The following is a 21,265-nucleotide window of genomic DNA, read 5'->3' on the forward strand; positions in this document are numbered from 1 at the left end:
GGTTTTACGACTGACCCGAAATACTCTCTTGGATATCTATCACATCAAAATAATCTGCGAGTATCTCTGGAAAGATACAACGCAACAATTGCTCGGTCTTCATGATGCAAAGATAACAAATACCTATGAAATTATGTGCATGAGGGGAGAGGGTTGCAACTGGGTTTTACGACTGACCCCTAATTAGGCCCAATTGGGCCAATTCGCCTAATATCAAAAAAGCCTCCAAGACAATTTAGTCTTGAAGGCTTCTGTTTGAAAAAAGGCGGCTACCTACTCTCCCGCATTGCATTGCAGTACCATCGGCGCAAGCAGGCTTAACTTCTCTGTTCGGAATGGGAAGAGGTGGAACCCTGCCGCCATAACCACCTGATAAGGGGATGACGTATCGATACAAGCGAATCTAAGGTCATGAACAAATCACGACGGTAAAACTCAAAGCGCCCAGCTGAAAGAATGGGCCTTGCGGAAAGAAAGTTATTGGGCAATTAGTAGTGCTCGGCTTTGCCATCGCTGGCTTTACACCTGCACCCTATCAACGTCGTAGTCTACGACGACCCTTATGTGGAGTTCTAATCTTGCGGATGGCTTCGCACTTAGATGCTTTCAGCGCTTATCCTAACCAGACTCAGCTACCCAGCGGTGCGCCTGGCGGCACAACTGGTAAACCGGAGGTCTGTCCATCACGGTCCTCTCGTACTAGTGACGGCACCACGCAAAACTCCCGCGCCCACGATAGATAGAGACCGAACTGTCTCACGACGTTCTGAACCCAGCTCGCGTGCCACTTTAATGGGCGAACAGCCCAACCCTTGGGACCTTCTCCAGCCCCAGGATGTGACGAGCCGACATCGAGGTGCCAAACCACCCCGTCGATATGAGCTCTTGGGGGGATCAGCCTGTTATCCCCGGAGTACCTTTTATCCTTTGAGCGATGCAGTTTCCATACACTTGCACCGGATCACTATGCCCCAGTTTCCTGCCTGCTCGGCATGTCTGCCTCCCAGTCAAGCGCCCTTATGCCATTGCACTCTAAAAGGTCGGTTACCAATCGACCTGAGGGCACCTTTGGAAGCCTCCGTTACGCTTTTGGAGGCGACCACCCCAGTCAAACTACCCACCAAGCAGTGTCCGCACTAACCGCGCGTTAGACCTCAGACAGCCAAAGGGCCGTATTTCAAGGATGGCTCCATCACCGCTGGCGCGGCAACTTCAAAGCCTCCGGCCTATCCTACACATCGGATGACCGAGGTCAATGCTAAGCTATAGTAAAGGTTCACGGGGTCTTTTCGTCCCATCGCGGGTAATCGGCATCTTCACCGATACTACAATTTCACTGAGATCATGATTGAGACAGTGTCCGGATCATTACACCATTCGTGCAGGTCGGAACTTACCCGACAAGGAATTTCGCTACCTTAGGACCGTTATAGTTACGGCCGCCGTTTACCGGGGCTTCAATTCAAGGCTTCTACCTAAGGTATGACCTCTCCTCTTAACCTTCCGGCACCGGGCAGGTGTCAGACTGTATACATCAACTTTCGTGTTAGCACAGCCCTGTGTTTTTGTTAAACAGTTGCCTGGACCTATTCTCTGCGCCTCGTCAATATGACGAGGACCCCTTTTCCCGAAGTTACGGGGTTAATTTGCCTAGTTCCTTAACCATGAATCTCTCAACGCCTTAGTATGTTCAACCCGACTACGTGTGTCCGTTTGCGGTACGGGTGCTGCATGACTGGAGCTTAGCGGATTTTCTAGGGAGCATGATTACCCGCACTATTGCCCTTCCCCGAGGGGACGGGCATACTATCAAGATTCAGCTCTCATGGTGGATTTGCCTGCCATGATCTGCGCCTAATCTCTTCAACGGGCTGTTCCGTCAGCCCGCGGCGGTGTCACTTCTCCGTCTCCGCAATCGCATCATGCAGCAGTCACGGAATATTAACCGTGTCTGCCATCGCCCTCGCCGTTCGGCTGAGGCTTAGGACCCGACTGACCCCGGGCTGATTGGCATTGCCCGGGAAACCTTGGTCTTGCGGCGGGAGGGAATCTCACCCTCCTTATCGTTACTTATACCTACATTTGCTTTTCCATGCGCTCCAGCCAGGGTCGTCCCCCAACATTCGACGCACATGGAATGCTCCCCTACCGATACTTTTAATATACATTACTATCCCGCACCTTCGGTGCCTGCCTTATACCCGATTATTATCCACGCCCGGACCCTCGACTAGTGAGCTGTTACGCACTCTTTGAATGAATGGCTGCTTCCAAGCCAACATCCTAGCTGTCACGGGGACCGGACTTCGTTAGACTAACTCAGGCAGAACTTCGGGACCTTAGATGGCGGTCTGGATTCTTCTCTCGGGGACGGACCTTAGCACCCGCCCCCTTGCAGGGCTGCAGTGCATGAGCATTCGGAGTTCGTCAGGTCGCGATAGGCGGTGAAGCCCTCTTGACCTATCGGTCGCTCTACCTCTCATGCAGATCACCCCACGCGGCACCTAAATGCCTTTCGGGGAGTACGAGCTATCTCCAAGTTTGATTGGCCTTTCACTCCTACACACACCTCATCCAGAAGCTTTTCAACGCTTATTGGTGCGGGCCTCCATTCCGTGTTACCGGAACTTCACCCTGGACATGTGTAGATCACTTGGTTTCGCGTCTACCCCCTCTGACTAGATGGCCTGTTCAGCCTCGCTTTCACTGCGGTTGCGTGGGTCATACCACTTAACCTCGCCAGAGATGGTAACTCGTAGGTTCATTATGCAAAAGGCACGCCGTCACTGCCAAAGGCAGCTCCGACCGCTTGTAGGCGCATGGTTTCAGGATCTGTTTCACTCCTCTCGTCGAGGTGCTTTTCACCTTTCCCTCACGGTACTGGTTCACTATCGGTCTCATGGGAGTATTTAGCCTTACCGGATGGTCCCGGCAGATTCGCGCAGAATTTCTCGTGCTCCGCGTTACTCAGGATACCATTATGCCCGGGAATGCTTCGTGTAAGGGGCTGTCACCCGCTCTGGCCGCAATTTCCATTAACGTTCCACTCACATTCCAGGTACAATGACACGGTCCTACAACCCCGGCGCCGCATTGCTACGGCGACGGTTTGGGCTCTTCCCCGTTCGCTCGCCACTACTGGGGGAATCATTCATTTATTTTCTCTTCCTGGAGGTACTAAGATGTTTCAGTTCCCTCCGTTCGCCTCACTGATTGACAGTGATAACTGCCTTGTGGCAGCTGGGTTGTCCCATTCGGAAATCTCCGGATCAAAGGTTATTTGCACCTACCCGAAGCTTATCGCAGCTTATCACGTCCTTCATCGCCTCCATGAGCCAAGGCATCCGCCATGCGCCCTTGTCTACTTTCTTTCGCCACAACCGAGCCTTCTATCGTCATGAGCGTGAAGCTCACGTCGAAAGTGGCCGGTTGGTCACTCATACTTTCAGCTGTATTGCTTTGATTATCAAGTCTTACGACTTGTGTTCTACTTTACAGTTTCGCTTGTGTCAATATGTCAAAGATCGGTCGGAAACTTTGAACTTTGAGATTTGAACTTTGAACTTTACTGCTAGTGAAGTTTTTTGTTCCTCAAATACTGTTCCCGTGAGTGGAGAATAACGGATTCGAACCGTTGACCCCCTGCTTGCAAAGCAGGTGCTCTAGCCAGCTGAGCTAATCCCCCAGGTTTTTAATTCATAATTGTTAATTCATAATTCATAACCATTAATGAATCAACAATTGATTGAATTGTTTTTTCAGAGGCAGAGGTTAATCCATATCATCACATTGCATCATTCTTAATTATGAATTATGAATTGAGAATTATGAATTAAAGACTGTAGTCCCAGGCAGACTTGAACTGCCGACCTCCACATTATCAGTGTGGCGCTCTAACCAACTGAGCTATAGGACTGTGGTTCCCGGTGTTCATTCAAGTCGCAGGGCCGCGTACTCTTCTTCGCCCGGCTTCCTTTTTCTCTCTTATATTAAAAAACAGATGTAGCAGTACAAGAAATACCTTGGGTCACCATGTGGTAACTCCAGGCAGGTTCCTTACAAACCTTGATAAGAAATTTCACCTTATAAATCCTTCGTGCAATCCCTCAACCTCTTAAGTTTAGTTGATTTAATCATAAATTATGAATTATGAATTCTTAATTATGAATCGCACTCATCGTTTCGTCTCCAGAAAGGAGGTGTTCCAGCCGCACCTTCCGGTACGGCTACCTTGTTACGACTTAGCCCCAATCACCAGTTTTGCCCTAGGCCGCTCCTTGACGGTTACGGACTTCAGGCACCCCCGGCTTTCATGGCTTGACGGGCGGTGTGTACAAGGCCCGGGAACGTATTCACCGCGCCATGGCTGATGCGCGATTACTAGCGAATCCAGCTTCGTGGGGTCGGGTTGCAGACCCCAGTCCGAACTGGGAGACACTTTGAAGATTAGACCAAACTTGCGTTAAGCCAACACTCTGTATGCCCCATTGTAACACGTGTGTAGCCCCGGACGTAAGGGCCGTGCTGATTTGACGTCATCCCCACCTTCCTCACACCTTGCGGTGGCAGTATCTCCAGAGTGCCCAGCATTACCTGATGGCAACTGAAAAAAGGGGTTGCGCTCGTTATGGCACTTAAGCCGACACCTCACGGCACGAGCTGACGACAACCATGCAGCACCTCCACCAGCGCCCCGAAGGGCCTCAACATCTCTGTATCGTTCACTGGCAGTTCAAGCCCGGGTAAGGTTCCTCGCGTATCATCGAATTAAACCACATGTTCCTCCGCTTGTGCGGGCCCCCGTCAATTCCTTTGAGTTTCACCGTTGCCGGCGTACTCCCCAGGTGGGATGCTTAACGCTTTCGCTTGGCCACCCGCCACAAAAGGGCGGACAGCGGGCATCCATCGTTTACCGTGCGGACTACCAGGGTATCTAATCCTGTTTGATACCCGCACCTTCGAGCATCAGCGTCAGTCGCACTGCAGCAAGCTGCCTTCGCAATCGGAGTTCTTCATGATATCTAAGCATTTCACCGCTACACCATGAATTCCGCCTGCTTACCGTGCACTCAAGCCAGACAGTTCGCGCTGCAATTCACCGGTTGAGCCGGTACATTTCACAACACGCTTACCTGGCGGCCTACGCTCCCTTTAAACCCAATAAATCCGGATAACGCCCGGACCTTCCGTATTACCGCGGCTGCTGGCACGGAATTAGCCGGTCCTTATTCATGCGGTACCTGCAATGCACGACACGTCGCGCACTTTATCCCCGCATAAAAGCAGTTTACAACCCATAGGGCCGTCATCCTGCACGCTACTTGGCTGGTTCAGGCTCTCGCCCATTGACCAATATTCCTCACTGCTGCCTCCCGTAGGAGTTTGGACCGTGTCTCAGTTCCAATGTGGGGGACCTTCCTCTCAGAACCCCTACTGATCGTCGCCTTGGTGGGCCGTTACCCCGCCAACAAGCTAATCAGACGCATCCCCATCCATCACCGCTAAACCTTTAATCGTTATTTGATGTCAGCAAACGACGTCATACGGTATTAGTCCGTCTTTCAACGGGTTATCCCGTGGTCATGGGAAGGTTGGATACGCGTTACTCACCCGTGCGCCAGTCGTCGTCAAGGGAAGCAAGCTTCCCTCACGTTACCCTGCGACTTGCATGTGTTAAGCCTGTAGCTAGCGTTCATCCTGAGCCAGGATCAAACTCTACATTGTAAAATATAGTTGAAATGGATGATAATATCATGTATAAGGCTCAAGCCAGAACACGCATATCATACCAACTTCGTTTTCTCTGTTCAGAACGAAACTCCAGAATTTAAAAGTATTCTCACCTTTGTTCGTTTCTAGTAAGAATTGAACGGTTCGTAAATGTTCACCCATGAGTGCTATAAAAACACCCACGCTTCTTGTACTACTTCTGTCTTTATGTAAATCTTTTCAAAGATCGCTTCTTTGTGTCGCTAACGCAACTTTTAGTGCGAAAGCGAGTGCAAAGGTAATACGAAAAGTGATACCCTCCAAACAAATGATCAAAAAAGTTTGAAAAAAGATGGAGATTTAACGTTTGTTTATATTTAAAGGGGGTATCACGGAAGTCTTCACCTTATTATATATGAGATCCTGTTCCAGTAAACTCGCTACGCAGACTTTCTCCTCCTCCCCCATCCTTCGTTCCAAACCAGCTAAGAAATCCTAACGAGGATCAAGCCTCCATTTCCTTGGCCAACAAGCTCTCCAATTCTTCTGCCGACAATCTCAACCGAAATCCCCCCTTCATGGCCACGCTGATGCGACCTGTTTCTTCAGAAACAACCACGGCAATGGCATCCGTGTTTTGCGTAACCCCGGCAGCAGCCCGATGGCGCAATCCCAACTCTTTTGGTATACTCAAGTCGTGCGACACTGGCAAGATACAGCCGGCAGCTTTGATGCGCTTTTTAGAAATAATCATGGCACCATCATGCAAAGGCGAGTTCTTGAAAAAGATATTTTCTATCAGTCGTTGATTTACCTTGGCATCGATGACATCGCCCGTTTCCACGATATCGTTCAAGGGCATTCCTCGTTCAATGACAATCAGTGCCCCCACATGGCCCTTAGCCATACTCATGCACGACAGCACAATAGGCACAATGGTTTCCTTATCCTCCTCGCCTTGTTTATCGCTATTGGTGAAAAGCCTGGAAAAAGCCTGGAAGCGCTGGTGTGCACCCAATTCATACAAGAAACGACGAATCTCTTCCTGAAACAGGATAATCAAGCCGATAACTCCGACGCTTACCAGCTTGTTCATAATAGAACCCAGCAGGCGCATCTCTAATATTTGACTGACAAACAGCCAGATGAAGATAAATATCAATATTCCGATAAAGACATTGAGCGAACGGCTTTCCTTCATTAGCCTATATACGTAGTAGAGCATCAATGCCACTAACAGGATATCAATGATATCTTTCGTACCTATTTCGAATGGAATCATTTTGTGAGTTTTTTTTAGTTGACAAGTTGACAAGTTTACAAGTTTACGAGTTGATAGTTCCGCGACCCAAAAAGCTAATTACTCCCCTCCCCTTTGGGGAGGGGTTGGGGGTGAGGCTGTTGGGAGTGAGGCTGTTGGGGTAAGGCCGTTGCTCATCACACCCCGTGCATTCTCTCGTAAATCTTACAGGCCTCCACAGCCTCTCGCACATCGTGCACGCGCAGAATGGAAGCTCCCTTCTGTAACGCGATGGTGTTAAGTACCGTCGTGCCATTTAGAGATGTTGTAGGATCACCGCCCAGCAACTTGAATATCATGCTTTTGCGAGATATACCCACCAGCAACGGCAAGTCAAGCACCTGCAGACGCTCCATGTGTTGATAGATTTTGTAGTTCTCGTCAAGCGTTTTTCCGAAGCCAAACCCAGGGTCCAGGATGATGTCTTTCGCGCCCAGGGCATACAACTCCTGCGTCTCCCTGGCGAAAGCAATCAACATGTCATGCAGATTCGATTTCACCGACATGAGGATATACGGCACCTGAAGCCGTGCAACGGTCTCGAACATGCTCCCTTCCTCGTGTATCGGTGTGTTGACAATGCCCGTAAGTCCACCTTCGGATACGTCATTGATGATGTCAGCGCCCCACTCTTCGACACAATGGCGAGCCACATGTGGCCGATAGGTATCAACCGATACAATAGCCTCTGGCTGCTCACGCCTGACGATGGCCAAAGCACGGCGAAGCCTATCCATCTCCTCTTCCTCGGTCACCTCAAAAGCACCGGGACGTGTGGAGAACGCACCCACATCAATCATTTCTCCACCTTCTTCTATAATCTGGTTGGTGCGCTGGGCAATCTCTATTTCCGTCTGCTTTCTGCTCCCTTGGTAAAAGGAGTCGGGCGTAACATTCAGAATCCCCATCACCAGCGGTCTCGATAGGTCAACCAACCTGCCGCGGACGTTGATCGTGTAATCTTTCTTCGCATCCATGTCTTCCATAAAAATTATCTTCTTAGCTGCCGACGCACGCCATTTACGGTGCGGCGAGCGTTATCACGGCCTTCTTTGCAAAGGTAAGACAAATAGAGGAAAAGTCAAAGCAAACCATCCTGTTTTTATGTTTCTGTCATCATACTCGAAAAAGATGTAGCACAAAACAGATCCGGACAAAACTCATCGCCCTGCCCGGATCACCTAAACTAAATACACATCGTAATGAGGAAAGTTTAGTAGTCGAAATCTTCTGGATCCCAAAGCTTGTATTTACGATATCTGCTATCTGTTAAATCCTCAAGCTGCTCATCCTCTACTTTAAATTCAAATTGCTTGCTGTCTGCGTGGTCATTATAACTTCCTTGCATCAACTGCCCATAACAAGTGTTGACGGATATAATTTCCGGTGCTATATATTGCTTCTTCATAACGACTTCCTCCCTAACTATTTTACGATGATTTTCTTTCCATTCACTACATAAAGTCCACCTGGCAGAGTCACGGTCTGGGTTTCTCCTCTATCAAGACTTACTGACCATACCATCACGCCATTGCTGCCATAAACTTTCACCACGGTGGCCTCTCTTGCCGAAGCCGTTAGACTTCCCTCTCCTGGAACAATAGCCAAATCGGGTACTGCATTAGTGTCAGTAATGCCGGTTGGCGTACCAAACTCTTCGTCAAGAGTTGCCCAGAAGGAGAACAGCTTGGCAGGTGCACCCGCAAAGCTATACTCGTAAAATGCGCGGAATGGATATACATAAACATACGGGAATTCTGGCCGTAGATTGGTGGAGCTCAAATACATGTTCTTCGCAAAATAGAACACTTTCTTTGCAGTCCTGTCAATTTTCTTTCCAGCATACGAACCGTAGTTGTGGAAGTTATAAGTCGTAGCACCTATCTTGCCTGTTGCTGTTTCTCCACTGAATGTGTAATCCGTAGCATTCATCGCACTTCCCTTCGTTGCCATGATGTCAGAACCCTTCTGTTTGGCTATGAACGAGATATTCTCATCCGTAGGAGCCGTTGTCACCTCTACCATGTATGGCACGTTGGCTTCTGTGTGTGTTCCTGTAATCAGGTCGAACTTTGCCTTACCGCGATAGCTCAGCGCAGATGCGTACTCTCCATCTTCCAATGCCAAACAGTTTTCTGGTGTCATCTTGCTCACCTTGAACGAGCACAGCCCATCCTCGTTAGTATGAACCCCATCTGTAACCTCCAAGGTAAACGGCAGAACCACCGTTGCGTAGGCTACCTTGCCATTGGCTGGAATGGTAATCTCACGCGTATAACTTGCGTAGTTCTCTGCCGGGACGGTTATCTTGTACGGTGCGTAGAAAGGCTGACGGTCGGTTATCACGATGTTCTTGCATGCTCGATAATCTCCGCTCTGCGTCTTCTGTACATAGTTATCCATTTGGTAGCAGGTACGCTCAGGGAAGTAGATGAGACAGTTGGGATTGAGCAACGACTTCATCTCATTCATCTCGCTGGCTTCTGGGATATGCACGGAGTATAGGTTGGTATAGTCCAAATAGAGAACTTGCATGCCCGTGGCTTCAACACCCGCAATACCCTTTGCTGGATTGCCATAAAGCTCATCTATCAAAGCCTGCTTCATCATCGGCACGGTCAGGTAAGCATTGCCCGTAGGAATTTCTTCACCTGTTTCCACATCCAGCGCCTTGAATTCGCCACCATACATAGGCAGTCCGGTATCATTGCCGTCACGGTTATAGCAAGTCTTGTCGTAAAGCTTGGTCAGCACACACTTAGCCACATAGTCCTTTGTTTCCAGCTTCAGATCCATGAGATAATAAGCGTAGTAACGGTGTTCCATGGCTGTGGTCGGCGCAACGTTCCATCGAGTTTCATCGGCGGTAAACAAGTAGCAGGGCTTTCCTTCACCCACCTTGATTACGATGTCATCGGCAAAGCTTCCTCCCTGTTCTAAATAGAGAGCCTCCGAGTAAGGATATTCCTGCAGCTGCGTTGCGCTGCCCGAGATGTTTGTGTTGCTCAGCTCATCGATGTTACTGTATTTGAATGCCTGATTTCCGCACATGGATGTAGCAATCTTGTCAGACGCAGACTCGTTGCCGGTGGTACTATACTGTTGCCCGTCGGTATCGTTGTAGTATTTTGACTTCACGAAGAAGTAGCGGGCATGGCGTGGGTCTGTCTGCTGATAGGTCTCGTCACCGTATTTGCTGTACAGGTTCTCGAATGTGAAGCGGCACTTCTGCTCCCCGCCTCCAAAGAAATCTTGCGGCACATAGAAGACAAACTTGCCACCAGACACCTGGAAGTCGTTACTCGTGAACTGTTGCATCAGTGTAGGACCATTCTCAACCATAGAGTGGCAGATGATGTCAATGTTGTTGATGAACGGGTTGAGTGCCTCAAGGGTTAGCTCGAAAGTAAGCAACGCCTTGGTGTTCTCGGCAAGTCCTTCAATAGAGAACTTAATGGCGTCATTGTTCAGGTCTGTCAGCTCCACCGTTCCGTCAGCTCCACTGCTTACGGTTCGTGTCTCTGTGGCCTCACCCTTGTTTGTACCGTACACCGTCAGCGTGTAAGGCGATGGCGTGAAGGCTGGGTTAGCAATATTTTCGCCGTTAAGGCTTATGTTTCCTGCTGGAGCCGCCGTTCCGTAATGATACTTAATCTTGGCACCAGTGATGCGATAGCCCAAAGGCACCGCAATGCCATTCTGTGTGACAGTAGCGGTTGGCGACTCTATATAATAGGTGTTATTGCCCAACGCATAGTACAGCTGTCCACCATTCTGCAAGGCTTGGATACTTCCTGTTCCTGCGGTTGTGGGCAGCCTTCCTCCTGTCACGGCATCCTCCTGATAGAGCCAGTTGCTGGCCGTAAGCTCCTCCACATCCCTGTAATCGTAGCTATAATAGGTTCTTCCATTCTTGGTATGAGGTTTTATCTCCCCCAAATCCAACTTGCCTGTATTGAATGGAGAGCCTACCACGTTCACGCCCTGACTGACGATGTCGGCTGGCGTGCCTGGTATCACCTTGGCATCGAAAGCACCTTCGGCTGTGAAATAGAGTTCGCACGACTTCAAGGTAACACCATAGAACTCCGCATCAGTATGATGCAGCAAGAAATAAAGGTTGTTGCCCATATCCGTTTCATTCTTGCTGGTGCGCTCTATGACGTACTCTTCCGTATCATTGGTTCCTGGCATGTTTCCCGTGGTGGCCTTGTACTGACTGAAATCAAAGTCGCTACCCGTTTCATAAAGCTGCTTGTTGATTTTAGCCAACTCCAAGTTGCTGATGGTCTTGCCATTTACATTATTCAACAGCACCATGCGGTAACCCGTAAACCGATAACCTTTCGGCAGGGAGATACACATGTGCAACTCTGTCGTCAACGGTTGGCCAGAAACAACAACGTACTTATCTTGTGACGTATCCAAAATGATATCACCTGCTGGATCTGTCAGCACGCCACTCTCTGAGATGTCGCCCCTATCGGAAACGGTAAGAGTCAGCGGCAACTGCTCATGCCTCCACAGCGAGCTCCAACCCCTCTCAAAACCCAACTCACCTTCATAGGTGAGACCAGCGACCAATTTACCCGTTGTAGGGCTAATCGTCACATTCTGTGCTACTGCTTGAGTAACATTCAATTGGCATATCCATATACCAATGAATAAAGCTAAAATTTTCCTCATACTGTTTGTCTTTTACCAGGACTCCATTTGTCGTCCTGAGTGTGAATATTACGTTTTAAAAAATGTATCAAGCACTTTTCACAAGGCAAAATTAAACAGTATGGGAACAGGTGGTTAGGACTATTCTGCCTTAATATAGGAGTTATCTAACATAATGCTTGATAACATTTAGGACTTTTCCTCCAAAAGAAAAACGCAACTTGCTTGTTTTCAACGAACTAAAAGTCCTAAAGACTTAAAAAGCGTACCTTTCAAAAAGATACGCTTTCATAAAAAATCACGAACAACTTGCCATTTTTTTAAGGCTGGTTCTATAAATTAACTTTGTTAGATTTTGAGCTTATTTTTGAGGTCAAAATGCAAGAGAGTGAAGGAGTGTAGCGAGCTACACGACTGAACGAACTTACATTTTGAACTAAAAATAAGCCAAAAGATAACAAAACGTATTTCATAAATATTTAATGACTATATGCGGTGGTAATTTATAGAACCAGCCTTAAGATGGCAATCGACGATATTGTGACGGCATCACGCCATATTTTTTCTTGAATACTCGTGAGAAATAAGCAAAATCTTCAAATCCACATTTCAATGCAATCTCTCCGATACTCATATCTGGCTCCACTTTTAACATGCGTTGCGCTTTCTCCAATCTAATCTTTTGAATATAAGTACTTGGATTTTCACCGGTGATAGCTACTGTTTTTGACCTTAATTGCTTAGGTGTCATGCACAAGTCGGCTGCTACCGACTCCACGCTTACCGTTCCGTTGTTCATATGAACATATACATAATCAATGAATTTGTGTAAGAACTCCTGATCCAACTTATTCAGGGCAGTCATGTTGTTGACATGAACATTTGACGAGAGTGCATATTTTTCTCGCATTACCTCCCTTTGCCTGATCAAGTTTCTAATTCGCAATTTTAATTCGTCGGCACTAAACGGCTTCACAAGATAGGCATCGGCTCCAGCCTCTAATCCCTTTAATTTATCAGCATCGGTACTGCGCGCTGTAATCATAATCACCGGAATATGATTCAACACCTCAGACATTTTGATTTCACGGCACATTTCTAACCCATCTTTTCGTGGCATGAGCAAATCGGTGAGAATCAAATCTGGCATCAAACTTAAAGCTTTCTCCAGTCCTTCCACACCGTCATGGGCAAAATACAATTGATATTCATGCCCTATCTGCATGCCGATATATCTTGCCACATCGGCATTGTCTTCCACCACCAACACCGACACAGCGTTCTCATGAGTTGTTTCTGGTTCTTCGATAGATTCTTCAGACTCTTGATTGTAGTTAGGTTTCTCTTGTTCGTACACCTCAATAGGCTTGATAACAGCGTCCTGACGGGTGGCTTTTAAGGGCAAGCTCACCGTAAAGGTTGTACCCACTCCCATTTCACTTTCTACATCAATTGTTCCATTCATTGCCTCCACAAGTTGCTTCGTCAATGCCAAGCCCACGCCCGAGCCAACATCTGCCGACGGATTTTGTGATTGGTAAAACAGGTCAAATATATAAGGTATATCGTCCGATGGAATTCCTTGTCCATTATCTCTCACCACCAGTTTCAGCTTATCTTTTTCTACCTCCACACTTGCTCTCACCATTCCATGTGGTGGCGTAAACTTAATCGCATTTGACAGTAAGTTACGCACAATCTTGGTGAGATAGCTGGGTATAAAGTCCATCATCACAGACGATTGCTTAGCAGTGAACAGAAATTCGATGTTTTTATCTTGCGCCAATATTTGATGACACTCTGCCAGCATTCTTATATAAGTTACCGCATCCCCATGTCGATACAGCGGTTGATTCACAACCGACCTTTGCTTCGCTATATCCAACAATTGGTTAACCAAGTCGAGGAGTCCATTACCCTGCCTCAATATCATACCACCAGCTTTTTTCAGTTCCTCCTTTGTCGTCAGTGCTCCATCAGTCATCTGTCTGCCAAAACCTAAAATAATCGTCAACGGCGTACGGAACTCATGCGTAATATTCATGAAGAAATGGTCTTTGGCTCGTTGTATCTGTACTTGCATTTTATGGTTTTTAGACCTGATGCGTATCACATACCACAAAAATACAATAATGACTGCACAAAGCAAGATAATGCAAAGACCACTCAACAGAAACACTCTCTTGATTCGTCGCTCTTGCTCAATGTCACGCTTCATAGTTTGCATTTGTTGCTCTCTGCTTTCACGTTCATACTTGATACGGATGTTCTGAATGTGCTGTATTTTCTTTTCACTGATCAAACTGTCACGATATGCTTGGCTTTTTTTATAATGAATGAAAGCCTGTTTGTTGTCGCCCCGTTTGAAACACATCTTGGACTTTTCATGATACAAGGCTTCCAAATCCTCCCACGCACCCAATTGTTGGGCTACAGGCTCTGCCTCTTTCATGTAATGTGATGCCATAGCCAAATCACCTTTGTCTATATTTGCCCTAATGAGTGAAATGACTGATTCCATCCAATGCCACTGGTCACCAACGCTCCTCAATATTGCTTCAGCATGCTGATATTTGGCAATCGCCTTATCCCATTGACCAGCCTTCTCTTCCAATCTTCCTAAATGCAGCCAGCACAACGCAACTCCCAAGCGCGAACCTGCTTTTTGATTCAGCTGCATTGATCTTTTGTAGTACCACCGTGCCGAATCTATTTTCTCCTGCGATTCCAACAGAGAACCCAAATTAGCATAATTAATGGCTTGTCCTAAGGCACTTCCTAACTTTTTCTCCCCATCCAAGGCCATCCTGAAAGCATTCTCAGCAGCCTCAACATTGTCAAGTGTGAGATGCACATTTCCAATACCATTTAACGAAACCACTCTGTTTTTTTGGAATGTGAAACTTGTATGATCGCTATATTGATCACATAAGTTTAACGCCTGATAATGTGCTGACGAAGCCTCTTCCAGTGCACCTATCCGTCTATAATCAGTCCCCGTCTGATTGAGAGCTACAATTGCCTCCAGCGTATCAGCCTGTTCCCTGGCAAGCTCATACTCTTTTTGATGAGCTGTCAAGGCTTGATCAAACTTGCTTGAATCACGATAAGCGGTTCCTAAGAACCGATAACAAAGCATCATAGCACCCCGATTGTGTTCCTTACGGTATTGCTCAAGCCGACGTTGCAATGAATCAATACTCCCCAAAGCCTTTAGCTCTTTCTCTAATTGTTCTTTCTCAAAAGTTGCTTTGTCTTTCTCCTCACTTCGAGAACAGCCAATCAACATTGACATGGTTAATAAGAACATGCAGAAAGAAGTAAGCAACTGCTTGATATTAACCTTGCGATAGGTGCCAAAGCTTTTGTTTCGATTCATTGTATAATCAGGATTTCTCTTGCAAAAATATAAATAAATACACGAAATCACAAAGAATCTTTAATAATTATGCCTACAAAAACAAGAATGTTTTATTTATGAAATGTTCTTCTCGTATTTAACCTCAAACGGAACGTTCTATTGTAAAATGTCTTTGGCCACAACGGTTTTTTAACACAAATGCCGGCCGTTTTTTCAACCAACTTGTTCGGTATTGAAAATAAGCCCAAAATAACGAAGTTTTATTATCAACCTGATTATTAGTGAGTTATACTATTTTCGAATCTAAAACACAATTAAAAAGTGAAGTGTTTGGGGCAAAAAATCATTTTTATATGCGAAAAAGTGCTTCTATCTCATGTAAATTGGGATGCAAAGTCATACAGGTTGGGGGGCAAAAGCATGATAATAGCCAACTAATAGCATGGGAATATGGCGCAAGATGATAATTTCAAGGTTTTAAAACACCGAAACCATCATCCAATTTTATCTATTTTGCGATTTTATTTTGTAAAAGAAAACGAACTTATTTAACAATCAAAAGTTTTATTAACACAACAAGCAACCTTGGCAACCATTCTGCAATCTTTTCACAGATTGTCGTAAATGGTTGCTTCATTCGGTCAACACCTTGATTATATAAGACAGCAAGGTTGTTTTTATTTACACCACACACCGTATTTAGATGAAAGAACTGTGGCAAAAACGAGTATCACCCAACTCGAGTGACACATGATGCCTCGCCATACAAAACACCATATAAAACCTGTTGGTTGCATTTATCAAGCATAGCTGTGCATCCCACCCAGCACGTAAATGACACCACAATAAGTCATCAGTACCGTCAAGAAAGCCAGTACGATATAGACATGCAAGAATATTGGACGGCGAAACGCTGGCAATGACTGTTCGTGGAACGTCAAGGAATAAACCAGCATGGTAATCAATGCCCATGTTTCTTTGGGGTCCCATCCCCAGTATCGCCCCCATGAAACATTCGCCCACACGGCACCAGTGAATATTCCTGCAGCCAACAAGAATACGGCTGGATACAACATGATGCGACTTATATCAGTCAATCGGTTGAGGATAGTAGTGCTACTTCCCATTCGGTTCATGATGAGTGCCGTGACACCATTGAAAAACAAGAACGCAAAGAGGGAATAGGAGAGCATGACCAAAATGACGTGTATGCTGAGCAGTGGTGATGCAAGCACGGGCATCAACGTTTTGATTTGAGGATTTCGCTCGCCAAGCATGGACACCATGAGGGCAAGACCAGCTGCCATGAGTCCGAATGGGAGAAAGAACGGTATGCGTTTGCCAAGTGGCAATGCGATGACAAGCATGCAAAGTGCCATGAACTGCATGGTCTCGAAGCCATTCGACAAGGGCATATGTCAATAATCCTTATAAATCAGGATTGTAGGTGAGAAAATTTTTAAATAATTTTGCAGCGTCTTAATAAGTATTTACAATTACATTGCACATGAGACTCTACACGATTTTATTTGGCACTCTGCTGGCAATCAACGCTGTGGCGGAAGAAACCGACACCATCAAGATAGGCAACGAACTGGAAGAAGTTTCCATCGTGGGATTCAAACAAGACAGGGCATCACTCTCGCCTGTCTCGCAGTCATCGGTGGGAAACCTGTACATCAACAACAACCAGTTGGACGGTGTGCGGGAACTGAGTGGCAGACTGGCCAACTTCTACATGCCCGACTATGGGTCTCGACAATACTCACCTATTTATATTAGGGGCATCGGCTCAAAGACCAGCACACCGTCGGTCGGCGTGTATGTGGACGGCATGCCCTTTTTCGACCGCTCGGTGCTGGACATGGACTTGTTTGGCATCAGCAAGGTGGAGGTGTTGCGTGGTCCGCAGGGCACGCTCTTTGGGCGGAACTCCACGGCGGGGCTCATCAACATCTATACCCTGTCGCCCTTGGACTATCAGAACGCTATGGCAAAGGTAAGCTACGGGGCGTACAACGACATTCAGGCCATGGCATCGGCATACCTGAAACTATCGGGCAACCTTGGCATTTCGGTGGCTGGCAGCTACCACCATAATGACGGCTACTTCACGAACACCTACCTGAACAAAAAGGCCGACCCGATGGATAACGGGACTTTTAGAATAGGAACGGCATGGAAGCCATCGCAAAGATGGACTATGCGATACTCACTGAGCCTGGACTACATCGACCAAGGGGGCTTTCCATACGCCGTATACGATGCCAAGAAAGACGAACTGAAAGACATCAGCTACGATGCACCTTCGGGGTACAGACGGTTCGTGCTGACAACCGGCATGAACTGGCGCTATGACGGAAGCAGGCTGAGCTTGAACAGCCAAACCTCTTTCCAGCACAGCAACGACAAGGTGTCTATCGACCAGGACTTCACGGAACGAAAAATGTTTTTCGCCAACATGCCTCTTAGGCAGAACATGTTCAGCCAGGAGCTTACGCTCCGATCGAGGAACGACACATGGTTCCACTGGATAACGGGCATATTCGCGTTTACGCAACACAAGAACTTCTCGACCACCATCGACTACTATACCCCAAGAAACCCGATGCGTGCCGCCGGCGTGAAGGAAAACAACAACGAGATACCGGTTTACGGACTGGCTGCCTACCATGTATCACAATTCGACCTGTACAAGGGACTGTCTGCCTCGGTGGGCATTCGCTACGACTATGAAACATCGAAGGTGAAGAATGAGACCTATTGGACACCCACGGGTAAGAACGGTGCCAACGCTACCAAGCTGGCCGACAGCTACGACAGCAAGATGCACTCGAGCCAGGTGACGCCCCGTTTCACCCTGAAGCAGCAGTTCACACCCGACAGGATGGTGTATGCCACCGTGGCGCGAGGCTACAAGCCCGGTGGATTCAATGCAGCGAAGGAAAGCAGCAACGACCGCTCGTTCGACCCGGAATACACCTGGAACTACGAGGTTGGAGCGAAGCTCAGCTTCCTTGACAGCCGTCTGTCGCTGGAGGCCAGTGCCTTTTACATTGACTGGAAAGACCAGCAACTGTCGGTCATCATCCCTGCGGTAGGTGCCGTGATACGCAACATCGGGCACTCGGACAGCAAAGGGTTTGAGATAGCTGTGGGCGGACAACCCATGGCAAACCTTTTCCTGCACGCCAACTATGGATACACCTATGCACGCTTCCTGGCAGCCAACACAGGAAAGAAATCAAACTATACAGGTAACATGCTTCCCATGGTGCCGCGGCACACCCTGTCAGTCAATGCCAACTACTCGATGTATCATGTGGGGATTATTGACAAGTTGATGCTGAATGCCAACCTCACGGGCGTGGGCAAAATTTACTGGCGCGAGGACAATGAGAAGTACCAGCCTTTCTATGCGCTGCTCAACCTGAAAGTGGCTGCCACCAAAGGACATTTCACCTGGGAGGTATGGAGTAAGAACACCACCGCAACCCAGTACATGGCCTACTATTTTGTGTCTTCCCAGAAGATGGCACAGGCTGGCAAGCCTTTCTGCATTGGCACCTCATTGGTGTACACGCTCAAATAAACAAGTCGATAGCCCAACAAGGCGGGGACATCGTGGCCATGGTCGCGACTCACCGCTGGGCTTGCATGACCAATTCTTTCCAACCAACACAACGTATATGCCCAACAAGAACAACGCCCAACTGTTAGGAACTTTCTTCAGTCTGTACATCGCACAGGCGGTGCCCATGAGCTTTTTCTCCACAGCGTTGCAGGTGATGATGCGCCAACAGGCCTTCTCGCTGACAACCATCAGCCTTCTGCAACTCATCAAGCTGCCGTGGATACTGAAATTCCTGTGGTCGCCCATCGTAGACCGGCAATGCATGACGGTGAAAGACTACAAACGCTGGATTGTATCGTCAGAAATAGTGTATGCCGTGCTGATATTGGGTGCGGGAATACTAAGGCTGGAAACCAACATCCAGCTCATTATCATCCTGGTATTCCTGTCGCTCATCGCCTCTGCTACACAAGACATCGCCACCGACGCACTGGCCATACTCTCTACGAGGAAAGAGCAGAAGAGCTTTGTTAACAGCATGCAGTCGATGGGCAGCTTTGGTGGAAGTCTGCTGGGCAGCGGCGTACTGCTCATGGTGTTGCACCACTATGGCTGGAATGTTGTGACCATTTGCCTGAGCGGCTTTGTGCTGTTGGCACTTGTACCCTTGCTCATGAACAAGAAGCTGCAACTGCTGCATGCCAAGGAGCCGACCCATAGGGCCAAATGGAATGACATCATCTGGTTTTTCACCAATCGAACCGTCTACCCACAGATAGGGTTCTTGCTCCTCTACTATGCCAGCATCATGGGACTACTGTCGGTTGTAAGGCCCTATATGGTAGACCTTGGCTACAACATGAAGGAGATAGGCGCGCTCAACGGCATCGTGGGCATCTCTGCCGCCATGCTCGTTGCCTATCCTGCCAGCATGCTGATTAGGCGCTGGGGGGCGGAGAAGGTGAAAGTGGTCTTTGCCGTCTGTATCCTGCTGGCAACCGTTTACTTCACCCTCATGTCGTGGTCCACACCCACGAAACCATGGCTCGTCGGGGGCATCATACTTCTTTGGGCCTGCTATGGCATGGGGACAGTGGTGGTATACACGTCGGCCATGTTCTGTGTGAGGAAAGGACTCGAGGGAACCGACTTCACCATACAGATAGTTATCACGCACATCAGCGGACTGCTCATGACCATAGCCAGCGGAAGAATTGCAGACCGATTGGGCTACAATGGTCTTTTCTGCATAGAAACAGCCATTGCCACACTCTCACTCTGCTATGTAACTTACTTCTTCTGCCGCGCCCGACGTTCTCAAAAACATATCACAAAACCACATGACTTATGAAGAAAAACATCCTGATTACAGCTCCACGTCACTATACGCAAAGACTGCTAACGGCCTTTGAAAAATACAAAGAAGAAGTAGAGGTGACCAACATCGCCATGGTAGAATCGACTTTCGACACGGCGAACGATGAGATGCAGAAGCTATGCGCTGACTTGGGCATGTTTGATTTCGTGGTGTGCCTCAGCCGAAAGGCCATTGACGCCATGCACAACTACTGTGACTGTGCAGAACAACTGGGCAAGACGCAGTTCTTAGCCATTGGAAAAGACAACGAATATCTACACGACGTGCTGGGTGTAACGCCTCCGTTCATCTCAAAAGAGCCAAGTCCCATAGGCATCGCCCATGCGCTGAAAGAGCGTGGCCTCAACGAAGGATGCCGCCTGGCAGCCCTCGCGCCTGCGTTTGTTGGCATGGAAGAGCCTCGAACCGTTCCCGACTTCATGGCAAAGCTGAGCGAACTGGGCGTACAGGCCCACCGTGTTGATGCCTACGTCAACATGGCAACAGAGCTTTCCGCAAGGAAGCAAGCCTACGACCTCATCATCGACAAGCGCATTGACTGCGTAGCCTTTACCAGCGGAAGTGAGGTAATGGCATTCAACGATGGACTGAAGGAAGTGTATGGCACCGATGCCTGTTGTATTCTCAATGATGTGGCCATCGCCTGCATGGGGCCATACACCGCCATGCAAGCCAAGCGCATCGGGTTGAAAGTGGACTGGGTACCCGCCGAGTTCAACTCTTTTGATGACTTCACAGCCAGCCTCGTTAAGCATTGGCGATAATCAGCAATGAGGCCTACAATTGCCACAACGTACTTCCTTGAGGATGCAACGATTTCCACTCCCCCTCCAAAAAGGCCATCAACACATCGTATATCGTAGACTCCGTCCTTGCCAGCAATTCCATAACCGAACGATCTACACCTTAGACCGAGGGTTGAGTCGATTACAGATGATAATGTGTGGAGTCAAATTGCTCCATGATTGAAAATAATCCCCCAAAAGGAGTGAGTCTCTCAGATTTAATTTGTATCTTCACCATGCCTATCGTTGGATTCTCTTTTGTTTGCAACACTAAGATAAGTGAAAATTCTGACATGGCAAAATCCTGAGCAACTTTTTGTTGCTCAGGTACTTAAAATGTTTAATTTATAATAGTGTTGCGGAATCAAGGTTAACTACAAAGCAAAAATATAGGCGTATAGCTCATTTTGCAGGCTAATTTTTTGAGTTAGGTGTTCAATAGCTCAAATTGCAGGCTGGCTTTATTCAGAATATTCAAAGAGTTTATATACCT

General features: G+C 47.7%; 8 protein-coding genes, 2 tRNA genes, 3 rRNA genes and 2 pseudogenes. 3 read left to right on the forward strand and 12 right to left on the reverse strand.

Annotated features, from left to right (window positions below; translation table 11 throughout):
- Nucleotides 1–260: 260 nt before the first annotated feature.
- From rrf to NQ518_RS07380, 11 genes and pseudogenes are all read right to left on the reverse strand, one after another.
- A 5S ribosomal RNA gene (rrf, locus tag NQ518_RS07330) occupies nt 261–373 on the reverse strand.
- Between the two features lie 95 nt (nt 374–468).
- A 23S ribosomal RNA gene (locus NQ518_RS07335) occupies nt 469–3,371 on the reverse strand.
- A gap of 240 nt (nt 3,372–3,611) precedes the next feature.
- Nucleotides 3,612–3,685, reverse strand: a tRNA-Ala gene (locus NQ518_RS07340).
- A gap of 157 nt (nt 3,686–3,842) precedes the next feature.
- Nucleotides 3,843–3,916: transfer RNA gene (locus NQ518_RS07345), tRNA-Ile, on the reverse strand.
- Nucleotides 3,917–4,192: 276 nt separating this feature from the next.
- A 16S ribosomal RNA gene (locus tag NQ518_RS07350) occupies nt 4,193–5,724 on the reverse strand.
- The 16S, 23S and 5S rRNA genes sit together here with 2 tRNA genes alongside, the layout of an rRNA operon.
- 490 nt (nt 5,725–6,214) lie before the next feature.
- Nucleotides 6,215–6,991 (reverse strand): diadenylate cyclase CdaA, encoded by a 777-nt coding sequence (gene cdaA, locus NQ518_RS07355; RefSeq protein WP_227960248.1) that lies wholly within the window; start codon nt 6,989–6,991, stop codon nt 6,215–6,217.
- 155 nt (nt 6,992–7,146) lie between these two features.
- Nucleotides 7,147–7,995 carry a dihydropteroate synthase gene (gene folP / locus NQ518_RS07360; RefSeq protein WP_227960246.1) on the reverse strand — a complete coding sequence of 283 codons (849 nt, stop codon included), beginning with the start codon at nt 7,993–7,995 and terminating at the stop codon, nt 7,147–7,149.
- Between the two features lie 227 nt (nt 7,996–8,222).
- On the reverse strand, nt 8,223–8,417 hold the full coding sequence (locus tag NQ518_RS07365; protein WP_102696566.1) for a hypothetical protein: 195 nt from the start codon (nt 8,415–8,417) through the stop codon (nt 8,223–8,225).
- Between the two features lie 17 nt (nt 8,418–8,434).
- The gene (locus NQ518_RS07370; RefSeq protein ID WP_227960245.1) at nt 8,435–11,695 is read right to left on the reverse strand and encodes a hypothetical protein; all 3,261 of its coding nucleotides are present in this window, start codon (nt 11,693–11,695) and stop codon (nt 8,435–8,437) included.
- Nucleotides 11,696–12,191: 496 nt separating this feature from the next.
- Complete coding sequence (locus tag NQ518_RS07375) at nt 12,192–15,053, reverse strand: hybrid sensor histidine kinase/response regulator transcription factor (protein WP_227960244.1); 2,862 nt, start codon at nt 15,051–15,053, stop codon at nt 12,192–12,194.
- Nucleotides 15,054–15,835: 782 nt separating this feature from the next.
- Nucleotides 15,836–16,450, reverse strand: a pseudogene (locus NQ518_RS07380) (cytochrome c biogenesis protein); the annotation flags it as partial.
- Between the two features lie 92 nt (nt 16,451–16,542).
- Between NQ518_RS07380 and NQ518_RS07385 the strand changes: the two are divergent.
- The 3 genes from NQ518_RS07385 to NQ518_RS07395 all read left to right on the forward strand — a co-directional run bounded on the left by NQ518_RS07385 (nt 16,543) and on the right by NQ518_RS07395 (nt 20,751).
- Nucleotides 16,543–18,627, forward strand: a complete 2,085-nt coding sequence (locus NQ518_RS07385) for a TonB-dependent receptor (protein ID WP_227960243.1) — start codon at nt 16,543–16,545, stop codon at nt 18,625–18,627.
- A 97-nt stretch (nt 18,628–18,724) separates the two neighbouring features.
- Nucleotides 18,725–19,960, forward strand: a complete 1,236-nt coding sequence (locus NQ518_RS07390; RefSeq protein WP_227960242.1) for an MFS transporter — start codon at nt 18,725–18,727, stop codon at nt 19,958–19,960.
- Nucleotides 19,957–20,751, forward strand: coding sequence for a uroporphyrinogen-III synthase (locus NQ518_RS07395; RefSeq protein WP_227960241.1), 795 nt, complete (start codon nt 19,957–19,959; stop codon nt 20,749–20,751). The genes NQ518_RS07390 and NQ518_RS07395 overlap by 4 nt, the downstream gene beginning before the upstream one ends.
- A 121-nt stretch (nt 20,752–20,872) precedes the next feature.
- Here NQ518_RS07395 and NQ518_RS07400 read toward each other — a convergent pair.
- Nucleotides 20,873–21,010: pseudogene (locus NQ518_RS07400) on the reverse strand (IS1380 family transposase); the annotation flags it as partial.
- Between the last annotated feature and the right edge of the window lie 255 nt (nt 21,011–21,265).

Origin of the sequence: Hoylesella buccalis ATCC 35310 (genome assembly GCF_025151385.1) — a bacterium.
GTDB classification, from domain to species: Bacteria; Bacteroidota; Bacteroidia; order Bacteroidales; family Bacteroidaceae; genus Prevotella; species Prevotella buccalis.